General features: G+C 42.2%; 18 protein-coding genes. 11 read left to right on the plus strand and 7 right to left on the minus strand.

Annotated elements, in window-relative coordinates; translation table 11 throughout:
• Positions 1 to 49: 49 nt before the first annotated feature.
• From F9K23_17285 to F9K23_17300, 4 genes are all read left to right on the plus strand, one after another.
• Positions 50 to 499 (plus strand): MarR family transcriptional regulator, encoded by a 450-nt coding sequence (locus tag F9K23_17285; protein KAB2913413.1) that lies wholly within the window; start codon positions 50 to 52, stop codon positions 497 to 499.
• 79 nt (positions 500 to 578) lie between these two features.
• Positions 579 to 1,514, plus strand: coding sequence for a rhodanese-related sulfurtransferase (locus F9K23_17290; GenBank protein ID KAB2913414.1), 936 nt, complete (start codon positions 579 to 581; stop codon positions 1,512 to 1,514).
• Positions 1,515 to 1,942: 428 nt separating this feature from the next.
• Positions 1,943 to 3,790 (plus strand): PAS domain S-box protein, encoded by a 1,848-nt coding sequence (locus F9K23_17295; protein ID KAB2913415.1) that lies wholly within the window; start codon positions 1,943 to 1,945, stop codon positions 3,788 to 3,790.
• 11 nt (positions 3,791 to 3,801) lie between these two features.
• Entirely contained in the window at positions 3,802 to 4,209 is a 408-nt protein-coding gene (locus tag F9K23_17300; protein KAB2913416.1) for a response regulator, read from the plus strand.
• Here the strand turns inward: F9K23_17300 and F9K23_17305 are convergent.
• The 4 genes from F9K23_17305 to F9K23_17320 form a co-directional block, all read right to left on the minus strand.
• Positions 4,206 to 4,874, minus strand: coding sequence for a DUF2461 domain-containing protein (locus tag F9K23_17305; protein KAB2913417.1), 669 nt, complete (start codon positions 4,872 to 4,874; stop codon positions 4,206 to 4,208). The two genes, F9K23_17300 and F9K23_17305, sit on opposite strands and share 4 nt — an antisense overlap.
• A 64-nt stretch (positions 4,875 to 4,938) precedes the next feature.
• The gene (locus F9K23_17310) at positions 4,939 to 7,209 is read right to left on the minus strand and encodes a hypothetical protein (protein KAB2913418.1); all 2,271 of its coding nucleotides are present in this window, start codon (positions 7,207 to 7,209) and stop codon (positions 4,939 to 4,941) included.
• A gap of 2 nt (positions 7,210 to 7,211) precedes the next feature.
• On the minus strand, positions 7,212 to 8,267 hold the full coding sequence (locus F9K23_17315; protein KAB2913419.1) for a T9SS type B sorting domain-containing protein: 1,056 nt from the start codon (positions 8,265 to 8,267) through the stop codon (positions 7,212 to 7,214).
• Positions 8,268 to 8,319: 52 nt separating this feature from the next.
• A complete protein-coding gene (locus F9K23_17320; GenBank protein KAB2913420.1) occupies positions 8,320 to 8,919 on the minus strand; it encodes a hypothetical protein in 600 nt (199 codons plus the stop codon).
• A gap of 274 nt (positions 8,920 to 9,193) precedes the next feature.
• Here F9K23_17320 and F9K23_17325 point away from each other — a divergent pair, with 274 nt between their 5' ends.
• A complete protein-coding gene (locus tag F9K23_17325) occupies positions 9,194 to 10,615 on the plus strand; it encodes a hypothetical protein (protein KAB2913421.1) in 1,422 nt (473 codons plus the stop codon).
• Between the two features lie 27 nt (positions 10,616 to 10,642).
• Here F9K23_17325 and F9K23_17330 read toward each other — a convergent pair whose 3' ends face one another.
• Positions 10,643 to 11,113, minus strand: a complete 471-nt coding sequence (locus tag F9K23_17330; protein KAB2913422.1) for a response regulator — start codon at positions 11,111 to 11,113, stop codon at positions 10,643 to 10,645.
• Positions 11,114 to 11,356: 243 nt separating this feature from the next.
• Here F9K23_17330 and F9K23_17335 point away from each other — a divergent pair, with 243 nt between their 5' ends.
• Positions 11,357 to 13,804 carry a T9SS type A sorting domain-containing protein gene (locus F9K23_17335; protein KAB2913423.1) on the plus strand — a complete coding sequence of 816 codons (2,448 nt, stop codon included), beginning with the start codon at positions 11,357 to 11,359 and terminating at the stop codon, positions 13,802 to 13,804.
• A 72-nt stretch (positions 13,805 to 13,876) separates the two neighbouring features.
• On the opposite strand, the gene F9K23_17340 is transcribed toward F9K23_17335, so the two are convergent.
• Together F9K23_17340 and F9K23_17345 are read right to left on the minus strand one after the other, a co-directional pair.
• Positions 13,877 to 18,163, minus strand: coding sequence for a T9SS type A sorting domain-containing protein (locus tag F9K23_17340; GenBank protein KAB2913424.1), 4,287 nt, complete (start codon positions 18,161 to 18,163; stop codon positions 13,877 to 13,879).
• A gap of 218 nt (positions 18,164 to 18,381) precedes the next feature.
• Positions 18,382 to 18,861, minus strand: coding sequence for a helix-turn-helix transcriptional regulator (locus tag F9K23_17345; protein ID KAB2913425.1), 480 nt, complete (start codon positions 18,859 to 18,861; stop codon positions 18,382 to 18,384).
• Positions 18,862 to 19,000: 139 nt separating this feature from the next.
• Here F9K23_17345 and F9K23_17350 point away from each other — a divergent pair, with 139 nt between their 5' ends.
• The 5 genes from F9K23_17350 to F9K23_17370 all read left to right on the plus strand — a co-directional run bounded on the left by F9K23_17350 (position 19,001) and on the right by F9K23_17370 (position 20,420).
• Complete coding sequence (locus F9K23_17350; protein ID KAB2913426.1) at positions 19,001 to 19,237, plus strand: hypothetical protein; 237 nt, start codon at positions 19,001 to 19,003, stop codon at positions 19,235 to 19,237.
• Between the two features lie 71 nt (positions 19,238 to 19,308).
• Positions 19,309 to 19,689, plus strand: coding sequence for a hypothetical protein (locus F9K23_17355; protein KAB2913427.1), 381 nt, complete (start codon positions 19,309 to 19,311; stop codon positions 19,687 to 19,689).
• 4 nt (positions 19,690 to 19,693) lie between these two features.
• Positions 19,694 to 19,936, plus strand: a complete 243-nt coding sequence (locus F9K23_17360; protein ID KAB2913428.1) for a hypothetical protein — start codon at positions 19,694 to 19,696, stop codon at positions 19,934 to 19,936.
• Complete coding sequence (locus F9K23_17365; GenBank protein ID KAB2913429.1) at positions 19,933 to 20,178, plus strand: hypothetical protein; 246 nt, start codon at positions 19,933 to 19,935, stop codon at positions 20,176 to 20,178. The genes F9K23_17360 and F9K23_17365 overlap by 4 nt, the downstream gene beginning before the upstream one ends.
• A gap of 2 nt (positions 20,179 to 20,180) precedes the next feature.
• Positions 20,181 to 20,420: a hypothetical protein gene (locus tag F9K23_17370; GenBank protein KAB2913430.1), complete on the plus strand. Its 240-nt coding sequence runs from the start codon at positions 20,181 to 20,183 to the stop codon at positions 20,418 to 20,420.
• Positions 20,421 to 20,691 lie beyond the last annotated feature (271 nt).

Genomic DNA, 20,691 nt, shown 5'->3' on the forward strand with positions numbered 1-20,691 from the left:
CAAAAAAAAACACAATTTTGCGAACTGACACAAAAACACCCGATTAACTATGCGGTTGGAAGATGCAATACAACAAAAGAGCTTTGAAAACGAATTTCTGAAACTAGCCTTAAATATCATGTACACGGGCAATTGGCTGCACATGCACCAAACCCGCAAGCTAAAAAAGTTTGGGATTAGTCATCAGCAGTACAATGTATTAAGAATTCTTAGAGGACAGTATCCTCAAGCAACTTCGGTAGGTTCTGTGCTTAGTCGTATGCTTGAACCTTCATCAAACATTACCCGATTGGTAGATAAGCTTGAGCAAAAAAAGCTGGTGAGCAGGTGCGAAAACAAAGATAACCGACGCATGCAAGAGTTGCGTATTACTGAAACCGGACTTGAGATGCTTTATGAAATTGGGCTTGTGATGGATGACTTGGAAGTGATTTTTAAAGGAATTGCAGAAAAGGATGCAAAAACTGCCAACGAAGTATTGGATGCGTTGAGAGGGTAACACAATTGCTTTGGTAGGGGCAACCTGACCAAAATCATAGTTAGCTTATAAAGGTTTTGTATATTTGCACCCCAAAATAATGGCAACAAAACCTTTTCAAATATTACTGTATTACTGTTATGCAAAAATAGCGGATGCTGAGGCTTATGCTGAGCAACACCTGAAGTTTTGCAAACAAATAGGCATTTTAGGTCGGATAATTGTGGCCGACGAGGGACTAAACGGTACTGTGAGCGGTACACCTGAACAATGCCGTCAATATATGGACTATGTGAAAGCCGACCCGCGCTTTGCCCACACTGAATTTAAGATTGACGATAGCGACGTACATGCGTTTTACAAAATACACGTGCGCTATAAGCCTGAGATTGTGCACTTGGGTCTTGGCCGCAATAAGGGCTGGGATGTAGACCCAACTGTGAAAACCGGTGTGCACCTTAACGGGCAGGAGTTTCAAGAGTTAAAAGAGCAAGAAGATGTGGTGGTGTTGGATGTGCGCAGTAACTATGAGCACAATGTAGGACGGTTTAAAAATGCGATAACCCTTGATATAGATAACTTTCGTGAGTTTCCTGATAAAATAGGGGAGTTGGAACACCTTAAAGATAAAAAGGTGATAACCTATTGCACCGGTGGTATAAAATGCGAAAAAGCCAGTGCATTGCTATTAGAAGCAGGTTTTAAAGATGTTTACCAATTACACGGCGGTATTATAAACTATAGCAAAGAAACCGGAGGTAAAGATTTTGATGGTGTTTGCTACGTGTTTGATGGTAGGGTGACTGTTCCTGTTAATTCGGTTAACCCTGCTAATATTTCAGAGTGTTATATATGCCACACACCCACCAGCCGTATGGTAAACTGTGCCAACCCTGAGTGTAACGTGCACAAGCCAATTTGCGAAAGCTGCGGATGGGAAATGCAAGGGGCTTGCAGCCATGAGTGTAAAGAGCATCCTCGTAAACGCCCATACGATGGAACCGGTTTTTATGTAAGCAAAAACCCTACTTTATAATTAGCTACTAAATAACATTTAAGATAATACGTAAAGCAGCCAACAGGCTGCTTTTTTGTTTATTATGGATTATTAAAAATTATTTTAAACTTTAAATAATAACAATAAATGCTTAAATTTTTAAGATTTTTTTATAATGAAAGTGGATGAAAGTCTTTTGTGATAGAGTGATAAGATTTTTTGGATAAGTGCTTTCGCTTTTTACTATAGGTTATAAATGCTGTTGAACTTTATTTAGGAAATGCTTATGTTTGTTTTAACCCCGATGTGTTAAAGGCTTTGTTATACATATCGTGTTTATCAGTGCGGTAGTTTATCCCTATACACAATAGGCGGGGTTTGTTTAGTCAAGCAGTAGATAAATTGCATCTGTCTGCTTTATATTTACGGTAACGTATACCTGAACCTATTAATAATCAATTCCATTTATGCTAACTATCGAGACGGAATACTCATACAGAGCGATACTGAACTCTGCTCCTGATGCAATGGTATTAATCGATGATTCAGGATTAATTGAACTTGTAAATACCCAAACTGAAACAATGTTTGGCTATAAACGAGATGAATTACTTGGAAAAGAAGTAGAGTTTTTGATACCTGAGCGTTACAGGGCGGGGCATAAAGCCAAAAAGAAAGGCTTTTTGAAAGCGCCCGAAGTACGAGAAATGGGTAGCGGGCTGGAGCTTTATGCTTTGCACAAAAACGGCACTGAATTTTTGGTTGAAATTGCTCTCAGCTACGTAGTAACGAACGGTAAACTAAGTGCTTGTGCTGCCATACGTGATATGAGCGAAAAAAAGGCTGCCGAAAATAAGTTTAAAGCCTTGCTAGAATCGGCACCCGATGCAATGGTGATAGCAGATAGCGAAGGCCGTATAGAATTGGTGAATGCCCAAACCGAGAAAATGTTTGGCTACTCGCGCACTGAGCTTATTGGTTGTGAAGTAGAGAAGCTGATACCCCAAAGATTTACACAGCGGCACAAAACTGCCAAAATGGATTTTATTTCAGCCCCTGAGGTACGGGAAATGGGAACCGGAATTGAACTTTTTGCTTTGCGAAAGGACGGGACCGAATTTATGGTTGAAGTAGCCCTCAGCTATATAAAAACAGGCAATAAAACCAGTGCGTGTGCTGCAATAAGGGATATTGGCGACCGCAAACGCCTTGAGAAACAAAATGCTCAATTGGCATCGATTGTAGAATCGTCTCACGATGCCATAATTGCCAAGAACAACGACAGGATAATTGTGAGCTGGAATAAAGGTGCCGAGATGATATTTGGCTTCACAGCACGCGAAGTATTGGGGGAGCATGTGGATGTGTTGATACCCGAAGAAAAACGCCAAGAAACAAAAGTCCTAATGGAGCAGGTGCTACGGGGAGAAGACACACGCCATAAAGAGACTAAGATGTTGAGGAAAAACGGTGAAGAGTTCTATGCTTCAATTACATGTTCGCCAATAAGGGATTCGCAAGGAGAAATTATAGGGATATCACAAATAGTAAGGGATATTAGTAAGCAAAAGGCTGATGGGTACAAGATAGAGAGCCTTAGCAACGAAATGATAGAACTGAAGGAGAAGTTGCGCTATCATAAACAACTTGAAGATTTTGCATACATCACTTCGCACAATCTGCGGTCGCCGGTGGGTAATCTGGCTTCGCTGTTTTTAATGTATGACCAACAGGCAGAGATGGAAGACAAAAGTGCTATTGTTGAGAAGCTACGGACGGTGACCCATCATCTTACAAATACACTAAACGAGTTATCAAAAGCACTAAGCATAAAGACCGATACATCCATTGAAAAAAGCACTCTCAAGTTTCAGGATTTTTTAGATGCAACAATTGTTGTACTAAGCACTGAGATTGACAATTCAAGGGCGGTAATACAAAGTAATTTTACTTGCCCCTCGATACATTATCCGGCTATTTATCTTGAAAGTATTTTGCTAAATTTGTTTACCAACGCGATTAAATACCGTGACCCAGAGAGGAGTCCTGTAATTACCATAGAGACTTATGAGAATAAACGCGATGGGAAAGTTCTTACAATTAGCGACAACGGATTAGGTATTGATATGGCAAGGCATGGCAAAAAAGTGTTTGGCTTGCACAAAACATTTCACCGCAATACCGATGCAAGAGGAGTGGGGTTGTTTATTACCAAAGCACAGATTGAGGCCATGGGCGGCTCAATAACGGTGAATAGTGTGCTTGGCCAGGGTACAGTGTTTACAATATATTTTGAGAGAGAAGTTCAACCCTAATACTATCATCTATGACAACTATTAAAAACCCTACAATATGTGTGGTGGACGATGACGAGATTTACCAGTTTGTTATTAAAAGCCAACTTGAAAGTAGAAAGCTAGCCCGCAAAATCCTTATGTTTTCTGATGGAGAACTGGCTATTGATTTCTTTAAAACGGTGGTTGATAATGCAGATGAACTGCCCGATTTGGTGTTATTAGATTTAAATATGCCAATTATGGACGGCTGGGAGTTTTTAGATGAGTTCATAATGCTGAAACCTAAACTACCCAAAAAGGTGACTATTTATGTGGTGACATCCTCTATCAACCAAACAGATATTGACCGCGCTAAACGCATCAGTGAGGTAACGGATTATATTGTGAAGCCTATAAATGAGGAAACGTTGATGGATATGCTTTTAAAGCTGTCTTAGTTGCCCAACGCTTTTTCAAAAAAGGCATTTACGGGTGCGGCAACTTTAAAGGCGGTTATCAGTTTATCAACCAAAGCATCTTGCAATAAGGTTTTTGGTTCAAAATTGGCAAAGTAATAAAAGCTTTTGTTGTAAATAAGGGGTTGCTTATCAGCTGCGTCTTTAAACTCAGGCATTATTACTTTGTTTTTTTCGCCCAGTATTTCGCCAAAAACCTCTTTAAAAGCTTTGTTTGTTGTCAGTTTGTTAAACTCGTCAATGTTATCGGCAATATGCTTTCTAACGTTGTACAAGTCTTGCTTTTCAAGTGTATGGCTACCTGTATATAATCGAAGGTGCTTGTGATTAGCCTCTATATACATACCCGGCTTTGTGGTGTCTTTCTTTCCGTGTGGAGTGACCATAGCACTCATGTGCATTTTATAGGGCGATTTATCGTTGCTAAACCGCACATCGCGGTTAATGCGCATTACGGCATCTTTGGCAGTCATAGGGATGTTATACCCCAAGGAGTTATAAGCGGCTATCAGCTCTTCAATAAATGCTGCAAACGGCTTCTTTACTTTGTTTTCATAGGTTTTCTTATTAGCATCAAACCACTCTTTGGTATTGTTGGCTTCTAACCCGCTAAAAAAGGTTATGTAATCGGCATCAAAGTATATCATAGTTTTAGTTGTTAAATAGCACACTGGTAAGATACACAAAAACCGAGTAAAGCGTTACTATAGTTTAATGCTGAATGGCGCCCGTGATGGGCTTGGCGTAAATGGTTACGGCCATCGTATCTTGATTGACACAGCTGCCCGGTTGCTTGGTAACCTGCACCCTTACACTGCCTGCACCGGGTGTAGGCCATGTGGCTGTTATGGCATTTGTACCTTGCCCGCTGGCAATAGTGCCGTTTGTAGCCGACCACAGGTAGGTATATTTAGCATTGTTTACTGTTTGATAGCTTGTAATAGCATTGTCCTCACAAACAGGGTTATCACCGCTGATATCCGCCATAGGGATGCTATCTGTAAACAACGTAAGCGTAACCGTAGAGTCGCAGCCTGTTGTGTTATTGGTTATTTTTAGGCTAACGGTATGAAAGCCGTACTGGGTAAAGGTAATTTGCGCCGAATCGTTAGCAGTGCCGCCTGCAAAGCTTCCGGTGGCACTGCTCCATAAATAGGTAACTCCTCCTAAGTTGGGAGCTGTAAACAAATTTTGAACGCCCGAGCATATTGTGTCGGGGCCTGTAATAGCAGCATTAGGAGCTGCATTAACAACAACTGATAGGGTTGCAGTACTATCACAACCGGTAACGGTGTCGGTTTGTGTTAGGTATAAATTTCTATTTCCTGAAGTAGTCCATAAAACAGTTACAGTATCGTTTCCTTGCCCGCTTACAATTGTGCCGCCGTTAGCACTCCAACTGTAGCTGTATTTAGAGTTTCCTACAGTGGTGTAAGTGGCTTGTTTGTGCTGGCATACCGGCGTAGGTCCGCTGATTGAGGCATCGGGTTTAGCAACAACCGATATTGGTATTGAAATGTTTGACCAGTCTATCAGCGTGTTTCCGCTACAGCTGCCATCCATTAAAGTACCAATAGTGGCATCGCCCGCACCCGTCCAATACAGTTCCCTGCCAGGAGTACCGTTGTACGACCACACTAAGGAGTCGTGCACCATTACTCTTGCCATGCCCGATGCGGAATCGTAACAGAAGGTAAAATACCTGTGCACATCATCGGCAGGTAAGGTATAGCCGGTTGATAAGGGGCCAACATCAGTATAGCCGCCTGCTCCGTCAGAAATACGCATACCAATTTCAAGCATACCGCCCGCAACGCGGAAGGTGAGGCCTCCACGAGTAAAAAAGGTAGCTTGGTTTTCATCGCGTTGCCAGCTATACGTCATACATAGCTTGCCCATGTTAAAAATGCTTCCGGGTACTACCAAATCAATCCCCTTGTTTCCTCCGCAATTATTGGTAATTACAAATCCAAACCCGTTGGTATAGGCATCTGAATCAGAAGATATTGCGTTGGGACCGATGGTGGCTGTGGTAATTGGTCCGGCATTAAAATCAAACCTTGAGAGTGTGTTTATTGCGCCCACCCCTTGGCAACCGTTGGTATCGGTTTGCACCATATAAATATAGCCGGGGCCTGCTGTGTCCCAAGTCACATTTACTGAATTTGTACCCTGCCCTGATGTGATTCTTCCGCCCACTAAATGCCAATCGTAACTATGCCCCGTAGATGCTGTTACAGAGTAGGCTTGGTTAATGGCATATTCGCACACTTGGGTGGGTCCTGATATTATTGGTAATGGAGCAGAGTATATTGTAACCCTCATGGTATCGCGCACCGTAGTGCAGCCGGTATAGTCGGTACCGCTTAATACTAAATAAGTGCTGCCTGCGGCAATTTCAGTAAGAGTTGGTATATAAACAGGGTTGAGGCTGGTGGTTGAACCTATAAACGAACCTCCTTGACCTGTCCATTGATAGCTCTCAATATTGCTGGCTACAGTTCCGTTAAGATGTACTGAGTTGGCTGCCGAGCAAATAGTAGTATCTGCTCCTGCATAAACTGTTGGTTTTTTGATAGAGCGAACCGTATACGTTTGGTTGGATGAAGTGCCTGAGCGACAAATAGTAAGTTCGTGCGTGCCTCCACCTGTTAAACATAAGGTATCACCCACTGCTGTTGAACTACCGCAACTAGACTCGAAGGTGTATCCTGTTGATGTACCTGAAACCACAATGCTGATACCCATTGCATTGGCATCAAGCGTAACAGTGAAGTGGATACATCGGTATGATGATGAAAGACCGCAACAGCGGCCGTTTCTTGCAACGGATGTGCTAGACCAAACACTATCAGCCTTTCCGGTCATGTTTATGGTATAGTGGGGTACTGTGCCTTGGCAGCTTTGGGCCAATAGCTTTTTACCCATAGGCAATGCCAGCAGGATAAAGAGTATTAATATGGCTTTTGAAGCTGCTTTCATGATTAGCGCAGTACGGTTACCGTACCATTAAATACATAATTTTTGTTGTCTTTTCCGGTTACTTGTACAAAGTAAACAAATATACCGTCGGGCACGGGAGCCCCTTTGTACTTACCGTCCCATCCTTCGTCCAGTGAGGTTGTTTTAAACACTACTTCGCCCCAGCGGTCAAGAACGGAAAACTCAGTTCTTAGTACATTTTCATAAACAGGCTTAAACACGTTGTTCATCCCATCGTCATTCGGGGTAAACCCGGTTGGGATAAACACATTAATGCCTGATTCAACAATAATGTATTTGGTAATACTGTCGGTACAGCCAAAGCTGTTTTTAACAGTAAGCCGCACAGCTTTAACCCCTGCTTTCGTAAATGTGTGTGTAGGGTTTGTTAATTGCGAAGACCCGGTAGTTTTATCGTTTTCCATAAACTCCCAATCCCAAAAATCAACGTTGTTGGTTCCGGTGTAGGTAAAGTCTACATCTTCATAAATAACCGGCTGTGTGGGAGAGAAGGCAAAATCGGCCTGTGGCCTGTATTTCACCCGTAAATCGTGAAGAGAAGAATTGTGTCCGCACTCCCCAAAAAATCCTGTTACCACAAACGAGGTGTCAAAATCAGGCTTCACCGTTATCCGGTCTCCTGTATCACCTGTATTCCAAACGTACATGTCAGCGTCGCCCTTAGCTTCCAAAATCACATCATTTCCTTTGCACACTTGCTCAGGCCCAAAGATATTTACCGGTCCTGTAGGCCATAATAAAACAAGTGCGTCAACGGGGCTGCCCGGGCAACCTTCTTTTGTACGTTCTCTTACGGTAATTTTTTTAACTCCCCCTGTCATGCCCCAGTTTACCCATATTTTAGACCCATCGGTAGAGGTGCTGTCGATAGTGCCCCCTTCTACGGTCCAAAAAAATACCGAACCCACTCTTTCGCCGGTTCGGTACATCGCATGTATTTCACCAATGCAAGCCGTGTCTATATACTGGGAAAATGCCTTGCCGGCAGAAACTGCCAGCAAGAGCATCACCCCGAAATACAAACCTATGGATTTCATTGGATATGTGTGCGTATATATATGAAGGTAAACTAACTAAATGCTGATAGGCTTAGTTGTGCTGAATGGATGGGGTAACCACTTGTGGATACACGGTAACCACTGCTGATGTACCTGCGCCTGAAAGTGTAGTAGAGCAGGTTAACCTGTCAACCACTTGTACCAGTGTGTAGGTTTTTGTAGCAGTTAATGAACTGGTGTTAATTACAAACGGAGATGAAGTAAGGTTAACGGTGGTGTTACCTGAGCCGTCGTTATACGTCAAATCCCAAGGTGATGTACCCGTAAGTGTGATAGATACACTTGTAGAGTCTTGATAACACAGTGCGGTTGTGCCCGTAATTGAAGCATTCGGCAATGGCATACGAACAATAGCTAACTTAACAGGATCGCCAACGCAACCGTTAGAATCGGTTTCGATAACAGTTAGTGTGTCAATACCTGTAGTAGTTAAAAAATCAATAGTGATACTGTCTGTAGAACCGCCTGAAGCCTGTGTGCCCCCGCCAACAGTCCAAGCATAGGATGAGCCTGCGTTTCCGGGCAGCCAATAGCTAATACCGGTAGCACCGGCGCAAACAGTGTCGTTTTGTGCGTTTGCATAAAATACTGCAGATGCAATAATTGCCAAAGTGAGTAGTACCTTTTTCATATGTATTGTGTGTATTAAAATTTCTGGTACAAAGGTATTTGGGGCCTGCCATAGCGAATTTTCAATCATGCGTGCACCTTTTCACCTGTAAGTAACAGCCGCAGATTTTTAGTGTTTAATGTTTTTTTCACTATTCAATCAATTGATATTTAGTTGTTTGATTATTTGGAAGGGTGTTTTCACCCTGTTTTAGATTGTAAATTTTATGCAAAAAGTTTTAAAAAATTTAAATTTTTTAATCACTTTTGTAAGCCAAATAGTTTAATAAGTAGCAATGGATTTGTTAACTAAAATAATCCAAACGTTGTCTGATGAGCAGTATGAAAAGCTGCTTGACAATGTAGGAGTGAATGAATACCACAACAACTATATCACCTTGCAGGGTTTGCGCAAGGGGCAAAAAGCTGCTGAAACACTTGCCGCCGAGCTGAAAATGAGCAAGGGGGCATTTAACACGTTTAAATCGCGGTTGCTTAAAAAGGTGAGTGCCCAATTGGGTCACCTTGAGGAGAATACGATTAGCCAACTGAAAGAAGAAACGGCGCGTATGAACCAGCTTGCTTTGCAAAACGAGCGTGAAGTATCGATACGGATATTGCGAGATTTGGAGAAGAAGTTGATTGAGTACGATTTATCAAGCGAGTTGGCAATTATTTACAAATTTTTGGCAAGGTTGCACCGTTTTTATCCTGAGTTTGAGCATTATGAAATGCAGTATAAAAAGTACGTGGCTTTTTCGCTTACCGTAACCAAGGCCGAGGATCAACTGTACGATTATATTTTCTATTTATCACACTATCACCTTAATCATTTAAGCGAAGACCAGCGGAATATTACAGCACAATTACAGGAGCTTGAGAGTTATGCAAAGCTGTATAAATCGCACCGCTTATTTGTAATTTATAATATTGCCAAAATATACCACGATTGCAGTTTTTTAAAGCCTGAGGAGCTTGCCCTTAAAGAGATTGAAACCGAAGAAACACTGCAACAGTTTACGGCAATATTTACCAAATACGGACAGGATGCGTTTTACCAAAACTTGCAATACATTGTTCCGTTTTTGTTTTTTGAGTATTACGTACGCGTGGGCAATAGTGTAAAAGCAAATCACTACCTAACTAAAATAAATATGGTGATTAGTAAAGTGGCACACAGACAGTTGTGGCCATTTTTCATCACCCAGATGATTAACTCAATTGTTTCGAAATTTGTAACAGAGGGCGATACAAACATTATTTACAACCTGCACGAAAAGCTGCAACAGTGTTATTTTCCGAGCCCTGAAGAAGCTCCGCATTACATTTGTTATGCAAGGTTTAGGTCGATGGTAGCCTTTTACAAAGGACAGTACAGTACCGGGGCGAAAATTATAAACGATTTGCGTAATGAAATCTCGTTAAAGAATTTCTCATTTGCCGAGATTGAAATTAAACTTTTTCAAGCGTTTCAATACGCCCTTGAAAATGAAGCCGAACTGGCCGAACGCTTGGTGGCAAGCGTGAAGAGACAGGTGAGTGACGAGGATGAATTGAAGCCTGTTGTGAAACTATTCAGCAAAACCCTTTCGCTGCTGATAAAGCATATTCACGATGGCAACGAAAAGGACAAAGTAGTGAAGTATTGGCGCAAGTTTAAAGAGAAGAACAACGGAAAGTTACTGAACTTTATCCGCCTCTCCCTTATAGAAATCTAAATTTAAAAAAGTCCGGATAAACCGGAATTAGCTGGCTATTGCTTGCAAGGTGTGCTTGCGTTTAAGGTCTTCAAGAACCTCTTCGCGCAAGGGTTTGTTCACTTTATCCATAATAAAGTTATGAGCATCAAGCAAGTGATCGGGGTATTTATTAATAAATGCCGATAAAATCACAATGCGAGTGTTTTTTAACTCGTCATACTTCAAAAGCATTTGTTTAAACTCAAGCAAAAAGTGAAACCCATCGTGTTGGGGTAAATGCAGATCCAGAAAAATTACTTCAGGTATTCCTTCTCCTTTGTTCAAAACGGTGTAAAGAAAGTTTAATGCTGAAGGAACACTGGTTCTAACATGCACTTTTTCAGCAAAGTAGGCAACCTGCATTAGGCGTTCGTTAATGAGGTTATCAATCTCTTCATCGTCTATAAGCAAGACGTTTTCAAATGGGGTACCGGTAATCTTTTTCAAGGTAGTTTTTTGTTTGATGTGTATACAAATGTATAAGAACGAAGTTTAAAAAACGTAAAAATTTTTAAAATATTTTACCCAATAATGAAAATTAATCTGTTGATAACCAAAAGCAAACATACAGCAAGGGTTTAAAGTGGGTAACGGGTATGTAAAAAAACGCGCAATTGTGTAAATGAAGGCGCTTTGTATTGGTTTTTAGACGAAAGCACTATTTACGCATTGTAAATATGGGCTTTACATTGTAGTTTTGGTATTATAACAATAGGGCTTATGGAAAAAATTATACGCGCATCACTTTTACTCACGTTTTTGTTCACTTGTATTAGTTCTCGTTTATACTCCCAAACATCATGCGGGGTTGATACTATTAACTATACGTATTACAAAACCACTCAGTTCAGACCGGTATCGCTAAACTCTGTAAACAGCGGAAATGCCTTTGCACAGTGGTATCCTGCACCGCAACCCATTACCGTTGCCGGGTTTGATTTTTATGCTTGGCAAAGTACCGGAACAAATGCGGTAGTTACGCTTACTTGTAATATTTACAGGGCATCAGCATCCGATTCGTTACCAACAGGCGCACCCCTGCGCACCATTACCATTAATGTGGATTCAACTTTTGGAAACGGGCAGTTAGCAGCACTTAAAAAAACAGTTACGTTTGCTACACCCATTACCATTACTGTACCTTATGTACTAACGGTTGAAAACACAGGTTCTACCAACGTTTCGGTGTTGGCCAATGATTATGCGGCAACAACCCCGAACGGACGTAAAGAATGGTTAAGTTCAGTGCGTATTGGTGCTAATTACCTGCGTTCATACAATATAAACGTGGGCGGTATAGCTTTTGATGCTGATTTTATTTTGCAGCCCCATGTGAGCTATAACTTAAAGGCTGATTTCACAATATCTGAGTGTAACAGGGGCAGCAACCCTATTGATTTTATAAATACATCATCGGGTGCGCTTGCAAGCCCGTTTTACAACCGCTATGCGTACTTTAATATTCCGCAGTTTTGTTCTATGTGGAACTATGGTGATACCACAGGATTGTTTTATAGCGTAAACGGTAACCATTCCTACTTCAATCGTATTGCGTATGATGTGACTTTGAAAGACACCATTTACGGCTGGACTAAAGGCTGCTCGCACAGCACTACTAAAAAATTGTATGCAGTGCCCGATGCACCCAAAGTATATAACGATGGTCCTGTTTGTAGCGGAAATCCCCTACGAATGTGGATTGATACCGTACCCGGACAAACCTATTTTTGGGCCGGCCCTAACGGGTATTTGGCTACAAAACCCGATACTATTTTTAGCAATGCCGATACCCTGATAAACGGTATGTATATGGTGAGCGCAGGAATTGGCGGTTGTGTATCATCAGCATCAAACACTATAGTTAAGGTGTATAAAACACCTGAAACCCCGGTTGCTGACGCTGTAAGCTCTAAATGTGTGGGTGATAGTGTTGACTTTGATGCAAACTCTTCTTCGCCCGGTATTTCTTATGTGTGGACAGGTGAAAACGGATTTAGCAGAAATTCTAAATCGTTTAAGCTCACAAACCTTGATACTAACTACCGCGGTAATTATACAGTTTACGTTGAGGATGCCTTTTGCAAATCGGGGTATGATACGGCGCAGTTGTACATTTACCCGCCGCCAACCCCTCCTTCAGTTAGTTCAGCAGCAGGTAATGTGCTGTGTGAAGGCGATTCGCTGTATCTAATCGGTAATTCAGTGGCCGGTGCAGTGTTTGCATGGCAAGGCCCTGACGGGTTTACATCATCAACAACAAACCCTATACTTTCAGGCATTACAACTGCAAAAGCAGGTGTTTACAAAGCCTTTGTGATAATAGGCAGTTGTACGTCTACCGATGATTCGGTTTCAATAGTTATTAATACTAAGCCTGCCGCTACAGCCATCGCTAATAAAACTGATTTTTGCAACGGAGATAGTGCTACCCTTACCGCTAATACAGGTACGGGGCTAACTTACTTGTGGTATAAGGATAGTGTGGCTTTAACAAGTGCCCAAGCTAACCAATTGGTGGTGAAAAACACCGGAAACTACCGTGTGCTTGTAACCAATACCGATAATTGTAAAGAAACCTCTACACCCGTAAGCATTCTTATGAAGCCATTACCTACTGTTACTACACAACCTTTAGCAGTGGGTGTACACAGTGGTAAGGATGCCGTATTTAGCGTTGTATCGCCCGAAACAGGCGTAAGCTACCAATGGGAGGGTGACGCAGGCACAACTTCATTTGCTGCACTAAGTAATACAGCCCCTTATTCAGGTGTACAAACCAACACATTAACCATTACCAACACCACACCAACGCTTACCGGTTACCAATACCGTTGCTTGGTTGAGTTGAACGGTTGCAGCACAATGTCATCAGCGGCACCGCTTACTATTTTTGTGGGTGTTGAAGAGTTTGCCAACGGTGGTAAGGTGTCTGTTTATCCCAACCCTACAAATGGTATGTTAACGATTGATTTGAATCTTTTACAGGCTACTGAAATCAGTTTAACCATAATGGATATTGCTGGCAGGGAGTTTATGCAGTTAAACCCTGTTATGGCTGGAAATAACCAGGTATTGCCTGTGGATGTATCGCAATTATCAAAAGGTATGTACCTGCTGAAAGTAAAAGCCGGTAAGGATGAAAAACTGCTTCGTTTTGCAGTAAATTAAATCTTACAGATAACCATAAAAAAAGCCCGCTGAAATTAATCAGCGGGCTTTTTTGTTAGTAAGCACGTAAGGTTATTGTTTGATAAACTTCACCGTTTTTCGGGTGTTTTCATTCACCACTTCTACAAAGTACATTCCCGAAGCAAGCGGGGTAGTATCAAAGGTAAATTGGTTGTTGCCCATGGGTTGAGCACGGCCCACCAAAACGCCTTGTACACTTCGTATTAAAACAGTGGCATTGGCTATATTATCCACTTGTATAGTCAGCGTTTTGCTAACAGGGTTAGGCGATACGCTAATGCCTGTTTTTGTTGTGCTGCCGCCAATATCAGGCATTGCTTTAAACGCAGGGTAATTAAAGGCTTCTATTTCGTTGCCCTTGTTGTTATTGTTACCAATTGCCGGTAGTGCCAAGCAAAGCAAGGTTTGGGTAAAGTCTTTTACACTGGTTAACCAAGAGGTCTCTTGCACAAACGGAGGTGTAAAGTTTATAGCAGGATGAGAAACGGTATAAGGAGCAGGGTTTTGTACCACCTCGTGATGTGCGGAGAAGCAACCGAATAACAGGTAATGATTCTCAACAGGAAAAATATCTGCGTGGTGGTTAAACAAGGTAACACGGCCTGTAGGAATGTTATCAACGCTCACAGCGTATTCATCACCACCCAAGTCAGAAATGTTAAAACCGTTTAAAGGTGTACCGTCATTATCAAGAGATAACTGAACAGCATCCCTTACACCAAAGCCGTTGCGGCTTCCGGCTATCGCCAAACGGTAATCGCCCGTTTTGCAATCCATAATGTCAGTAATACCATAGGCTTCTTGCACATTACCGGGCACATCAGCATCGTCGTAGGTATAGCTCCATTCGGGCACCATGTTCACGTCAAACTTCATGGCCAGCATTTCACCAATGTTAAATGCGTTAGTATGCGAGTAGCCGCTAACTGCAAACCCGGGTTTGTTACGGTAATCAAGCGGGATAATGTTGGTAAAGGCATCAAACTTGCCGCTAAAATCATACACCTGAAAATTCATTGTTCCTCCGGCAGCTTCGTCAACCGTAAGCACAAAAGCATCGCGGCTGCTTCCGCTTCCCAATATTTCAACATGACCCACTATGTGCAGCCTAGTTAATGGTCCTACCATGCCAAACGGATTTTCAATAATATCAGTAGGCATTTCTTGGGTACTTGGTGGTGTACCGGGCATATCGTACAGCATACCGCCTCCCCATTTCATATTACCCATGCGGTCTACAGGCAATACAAATATTTGGGTTTCTTCGCCCTCTTTCACTTGCCCTGTTATTACAAACTCATCAATTGCCGGTTTTGTAGCTGTTAATTGCTTTACTGCCGTAACGGTTAAATCAGTTACGCCCAACGGTACGCCGCCCACTAAAGGTGCAATGGTGTATTTTTGGGTAAATACTACGTTACCGTATTTATCAAGCTCCATATACAAAACACCACATACAAAGCTGTTTAGCCAAGGCACAGTAGTACGTCTAACTTTAAATGATGATACGCACACATAGCCTGAACCGTCTTTTATCTCTACAATCCTGCTGTCGTTTATTTCTAACGGATTGCCGCTTATAGGGTCGATGTATTGATAAGCCCGGTTAAATGAAGTAGGACTGCCTCCCATACCGTTATATTGTTCTTTAATAACCAATGGAGACGGAACTGTGATGCCGCTGGACGGGGTGTTGTATTTAACACCTGCCATAATATGCCCCGAACCGCCGTAGTATCCTTCGATACCGTTGCCTATGCGAGAATCGTAGGTAAATAACTCGCCCAAAGCAATGGTAGAGTACATTGAAATTACAGGGGGAGGGTTGGTAGAGGCATAAATTTGAGCCGGAATGGTAATTACACAACCTAAACTGTTGGTATACGTGTAAAGGAGGGTAAATAAGCCATCGCTTGGAGCAGTAAATGAATATACACCGCCGCTGAAGCTGACACCGGGACCTGAGAAGGTAGCACCCGGAGGAGGCGTGGGGAATACATAATCAGCAAGGTTATCAATTTTTGATATTTTGCTACACAAATCTCCCGATGGTGGTTGAAATACGGCTGCTGTAGTTGTTGGGGTTAATACTACATCATCTAAAAACACATACGTATCAATTGAAGGGTGAAGGGAAGCGTTTGCAACTAAAAGACTCTGTAGAGTTTGGGTGCCAGTATACGTAAATTGTAATGAAAAGAAATGCCATTGGTCGTCGTCAATTACAAGTGCCTCTGTAAGGTAATCGCCGTAGTTGAATGAAGGCAAGAAACCTACTCCAACAACGGGCCCTACATCGCCTCTGAACATCAATGTAGCATTTCCGTCCCATGTTACTATTGTGTTGCTTGACACTGCTCTTGCCCAAAAACTCAATGTGTAGGTTGTATTGGGTACAATAGGAGTGGAAAGCAAAGTTTGATGCGACTCAAACGCATATCCTGAAAAGCCAGCACCTGCCCACATTCCAACAAATTTATGGTTTCCTAGAGTTCCATTGTCCCAAGTATCAGCTGGAATAGGTCCAAACATACTTCCAGTTGGAACGGTAATATGAAAATTTGATGGTGGTACACACCCCCTTGCAAAATAATCAGGAGACCAATCGATTCCGTCCCAACAATCAAGTGTTATAAAATCGTTCGGACAGCACGAATATTGTTGCCCACAATTGACGCCGCTTTCAAAGCCGCCGTTCATTACCATATTGCATGAGGTTGCCATACAGATACCATTGTGTATATAAACATATGCGTAGGTAATATTGCCCCTGTTGCCGGTAGTGGTATTTACAGGGATGTAACGCAATAACGCAATCCCTGTTGAGCCGCCTGCGGTAAACGTTACAGTTGCTGAGCTGTTACCGTTGGTAAGACTCACAGTGCCCAAGCCGTTCATTACCTCAAGGCATTCAAATTCATCAGCATTGTAATCATTTCCCAATAAATCAATACCGTTTATGTTTACTGTACCACTGGTAGCTACAAAAAAGGTAAACGTACCACCGGTTGTAATACCGTCATTTACACCGGCAACATCTAGCCCTGCGCAAGCACTACCGCCATAGCTGTAATTATTGGCAGTGTACATAGTATTACCGTAGTAAGTGCCTACTTTGTAGCCGATATCACATAAAACACCCCTTTCTTCGGGCTTCAGGTAGCGTTTCATAAATGTAACCCCTGAGCCTGTTGCGTTCGACATACAGTAGTATTCATTATTAGGGTGAGGTGATGGAGAGCAGCATTGGTCTTCTAAGTGACTTAGGCTTGATGGCGGTTCAAAACAATCGGGGGTGTATACCGCTTGGTTCACAGCTCCCGCAAAAACTACCGCAGTGCTGCAGGTAGTGTTGTCTAGACTGCCGCTGTAAGGTATTGAGCTGCCGCAAGTAGCAGGATTGGGTGAAAGAAGTGTGCTTGCAGTAAGTGAGGGATTAAAGCTATAATCATACAAGCTGCAACCCGAAGTGGTGGTAACAAGGGGATTGGCTGATTGGTCTTGCAAATACAAATCATAGCGAGAGTAATAGTTAAACGCAGTACCGAATTTAGAATCACCGTTGTAATCAATCAGCGAGGCAAAACCCAATGCGTGCGTGGCCTCGTGCAATGCTACGGTATAAAGGTCGTACAAACCTGATGAGGTAGGGTTGTTAAGGTCGGTATGCCAGTTGATAGACCAATTATTAAAGTTAAAGCCCAGTAAACCATGATAAAACACCCCCGAGCCAGTCGAGGTAGGCTGCGAGCTTTGTGAAATTAGAGGCGAGGTTACATTGGTGTAGCTATCGTACCCTGTGTTAATAGTTTTCCATATTTCGCCATCAATAATACCCGATGATGACGGGCTAATAGAAGGCGGAACATAAAATGAGCTGGCTACCCCAAGCACCCCAGTGGAGTATGCCCCGGGTATAATGTTGTTAATGTCCCTCACCCAAATATTTACCTTGGTACTTGGGTTTACAGGAGTAATAAAATTTGATAAGTCGGTAAACAACTGGCACAGCACATTGCGGCGGGCAATATCAGTAGAAGAGCTTTGCTCAAAACCGCTGCCCAACTCAAAATACAAATCAAAATACCCTGCCGTACACAGTAGGGTAGCAGGGGTAATTGTGCTTTCAAGTCTGGTTTCGTTGCCGTTTTGGTTAGGTGCTACCACTTGAGTTCTGATACGGATATCGTTCAACTCATAGCTGTTGCCAAACCGGTCAAAAACCTTCTCAAAGGTTTTCCCCGGCGATAGGGTTACAGGTTGCTGCTCAGGCTGTGCCCATACCACAGTCCATTGCATGGCAACCGTTAGCAGAAAAAGTAAAAGGTTTTTTTTCATAAATGATAGATTTTAAAGATGTGTAGACACAAGTAAACAATCATTCGGTACCGGAGCAATCACCAATGATTAAACAAGGCTTTTGAATGAGTAATTGCAGAAATGCGAGCGTAGATGCAGAATGCGTATAAAACAAAAAAGCCGCGAACTGCGGCTTTTATTTTTTGCGGACCGAAGGGATTCGAACCACTTGTCAAGTGTCTTACTCAACCGCTATGTTAGCGGGCGGCTAATTGCAACTGTACCCGTTTTTGTGCCCAATTTGGGTTAAGTACAGCGTAAGGAAAGCAATTAGCCGTCAACTTTCGTAAACCGCCCGGTATGGCTTGCGACAGGTTTAAAACAGCTTGCGTGAGGTCGGCAACTTGCTTTTCAAGCTCCATCGCTCTCCTTTTCCAATAACCCGCATCATCAGATAATGATTTAACAGCAGCCAAGTTGCTGTTTGTTGCAGTTTGTTGCTGAACGTTGGGCATTATCCCGCCAATAAAAATTTCACCCTCACCGGTTTCTAACCAAGTCGGGCTAACATTCAGCTTTTCGACAATAAGAGCCTTTGTTTTGTTGCTCAAAGTCGCGCCATTCTTGATTCCAGTAAAATAAGTTGGCGAAAGCCCTAAAAACCTTGCCAAATCCGTTTGGTTTAATTTGAGTTGCTCTAAAATCAAATTAATCATTTTATAATCAGATGATTGCATAATAGTATAAAAAAAATGTTGTTGAAATTCGTTTTTTATATCAAATTTGATTTTTGTTTTGAAATTATGTTTTTGATTTCAAAACAAAGATATGTTATTTAAAACAACATATCAAAACGAAAAGCAACAATTAGCAATTATGGAAAAAGTAACCTTTAGCGATTGGTGGGACAGTTTGCCCCGCAACAAAGTCGCAAAAACCCGAAAAGAAATCTTTGAATTGATTTTGTGGGAGGAAACTGACAACAACTATCAGCGTTTCATGGCGCGCAAGCGCGGCGAAGTGGAGTTTTCGGAACTCGAAAAGAAGGCAATTAGGGAATACACCGGAATTGCGGACTTAGTTTTTGAACCAGCTAAAGACTTAGTAGCATGATACCGGCGTACAAAAAATATACACTTGATTGCCCGTGCTGTAATACGCAACACGAAGTAGTGCCCTCACACATGATGAGAACAGGTGAGAATTACGGCACCGTTATTTGTTACGATACGCAAATGATAGTGGAGGTTAGAATAGCGGATTTTAACGACCCTAACTGCAAAACGATGCAGGCTATCTCGTATGAAAAAATACCAGATGGGTTAATCACTGAAGAGTACAAAGAAGCCAAAAGAGTCTATAAGGCAGGCCAAGCGGCAAAGAATCCAACTGTAAAACTTTACCTGTTAGCTATTTTAGGCTATTGTCAAATGCTGGCCAGCGGTTTGGTTGTTCTTTATTTCGCTGCAATGGGGGAAATATTTTGGCTTATGGCTTCACTATTAATTCTTTCGGGCTTCATTTATCGAGTTGCAAAAGCCCTTTCCATATACAAAAAACTTTAAGCGAATGGCAGAATTAACTACCCCGATAGCATTAGATGTACTTATCAACGAAACGCACAACGCGGCAGACCTCTTAAAGCACTACTTAGAACACGGAATACCGCAAGTGTCTGATTTGGGACAACCGGTCGGCGTGTATCACCTTGAAGGCGAAGAGCGCGAAGCGATGGAGCGAGAGTGCAACAAAGCCAAATCAATCATTCATTACCTGACCGAATACGAAAAACTTAAAACCGTAAAGAAATGACAGAGAAATCATACTTTTTTCCTTCAGACTTTGAAAGCGGTAAAGGCACAATAGGCATAAGGTTAAACTTACTACCCCCCTCGTGTTCATTTAATGCACAAACCAGGCTGTTTGAACTTCAAATACATTCTATTGAGGCGGCTAAGGCAATACACTTTGAATTAAGCACGCGTATTGCCGAATGGGAAAACCATAACGCCGCTTTAATTACCCCGCAAAACCAACAACCAAAATCAGAATAACAATGAAAGAAGCAATCTTACAACACCTTAACCCCACCGGGACACTTCACCTGACCGACAGTCAAAAAAAGTGGCAAACCAAGGCAGAGATAAAAGAAGCCCTTAGCGCGCAAAAAATTGAAGTTGAGCCTTCAGAGTTTGATAAAGCTATCGCTGAACTTCTTGAAGAAGGTAAAATCAGAAAACGACTTCGCGAAGAAGGCAGGGTAGGCAGCCCGAACGAGTACACCGACACTTTGTAGCACTAATAAATTAATAGCAATGGAAACCAACAAAAAGCAATCATCCCGGCAAACAACACACATAGTGCTAATTGCGGTTGCCTGTTATTTAACTGCAACGCACCTGCTTGGCGGGGCTGACCTGCTAAGTTACCTTATCAGTGAAGGATTAATGACACTGATGGGGGATTAAACCCGCACCCGATAGCAATTATAAATAGCACCCAAATGGGGTCGGCAATACCGACCCCGCAAAGGGTGGAGCAAACCTTATGGAACAGTATTTAAAAAC

The organism is Bacteroidota bacterium, assembly GCA_008933805.1.
GTDB lineage: Bacteria > Bacteroidota > Bacteroidia > UBA8524 > UBA8524 > SB11.

Bases quoted from the DNA above. Each gene is read 5' to 3' on its own strand.
- F9K23_17310 (KAB2913418.1), bottom strand. From the start codon at position 7,209: ATGAAAGCAGCTTCAAAAGCCATATTAATACTCTTTATCCTGCTGGCA.
- F9K23_17370 (KAB2913430.1), top strand. From the start codon at position 20,181: ATGAAAGAAGCAATCTTACAACACCTTAACCCCACCGGGACACTTCAC.
- F9K23_17320 (KAB2913420.1), bottom strand. From the start codon at position 8,919: ATGAAAAAGGTACTACTCACTTTGGCAATTATTGCATCTGCAGTATTT.
- F9K23_17365 (KAB2913429.1), top strand. From the start codon at position 19,933: ATGACAGAGAAATCATACTTTTTTCCTTCAGACTTTGAAAGCGGTAAA.
- F9K23_17335 (KAB2913423.1), top strand. From the start codon at position 11,357: ATGGAAAAAATTATACGCGCATCACTTTTACTCACGTTTTTGTTCACT.
- F9K23_17305 (KAB2913417.1), bottom strand. From the start codon at position 4,874: ATGATATACTTTGATGCCGATTACATAACCTTTTTTAGCGGGTTAGAA.
- F9K23_17340 (KAB2913424.1), bottom strand. From the start codon at position 18,163: ATGAAAAAAAACCTTTTACTTTTTCTGCTAACGGTTGCCATGCAATGG.
- F9K23_17300 (KAB2913416.1), top strand. From the start codon at position 3,802: ATGACAACTATTAAAAACCCTACAATATGTGTGGTGGACGATGACGAG.
- F9K23_17360 (KAB2913428.1), top strand. From the start codon at position 19,694: ATGGCAGAATTAACTACCCCGATAGCATTAGATGTACTTATCAACGAA.
- F9K23_17290 (KAB2913414.1), top strand. From the start codon at position 579: ATGGCAACAAAACCTTTTCAAATATTACTGTATTACTGTTATGCAAAA.
- F9K23_17355 (KAB2913427.1), top strand. From the start codon at position 19,309: ATGATGAGAACAGGTGAGAATTACGGCACCGTTATTTGTTACGATACG.
- F9K23_17345 (KAB2913425.1), bottom strand. From the start codon at position 18,861: ATGCAATCATCTGATTATAAAATGATTAATTTGATTTTAGAGCAACTC.
- F9K23_17325 (KAB2913421.1), top strand. From the start codon at position 9,194: ATGGATTTGTTAACTAAAATAATCCAAACGTTGTCTGATGAGCAGTAT.
- F9K23_17285 (KAB2913413.1), top strand. From the start codon at position 50: ATGCGGTTGGAAGATGCAATACAACAAAAGAGCTTTGAAAACGAATTT.
- F9K23_17350 (KAB2913426.1), top strand. From the start codon at position 19,001: ATGGAAAAAGTAACCTTTAGCGATTGGTGGGACAGTTTGCCCCGCAAC.
- F9K23_17315 (KAB2913419.1), bottom strand. From the start codon at position 8,267: ATGAAATCCATAGGTTTGTATTTCGGGGTGATGCTCTTGCTGGCAGTT.
- F9K23_17295 (KAB2913415.1), top strand. From the start codon at position 1,943: ATGCTAACTATCGAGACGGAATACTCATACAGAGCGATACTGAACTCT.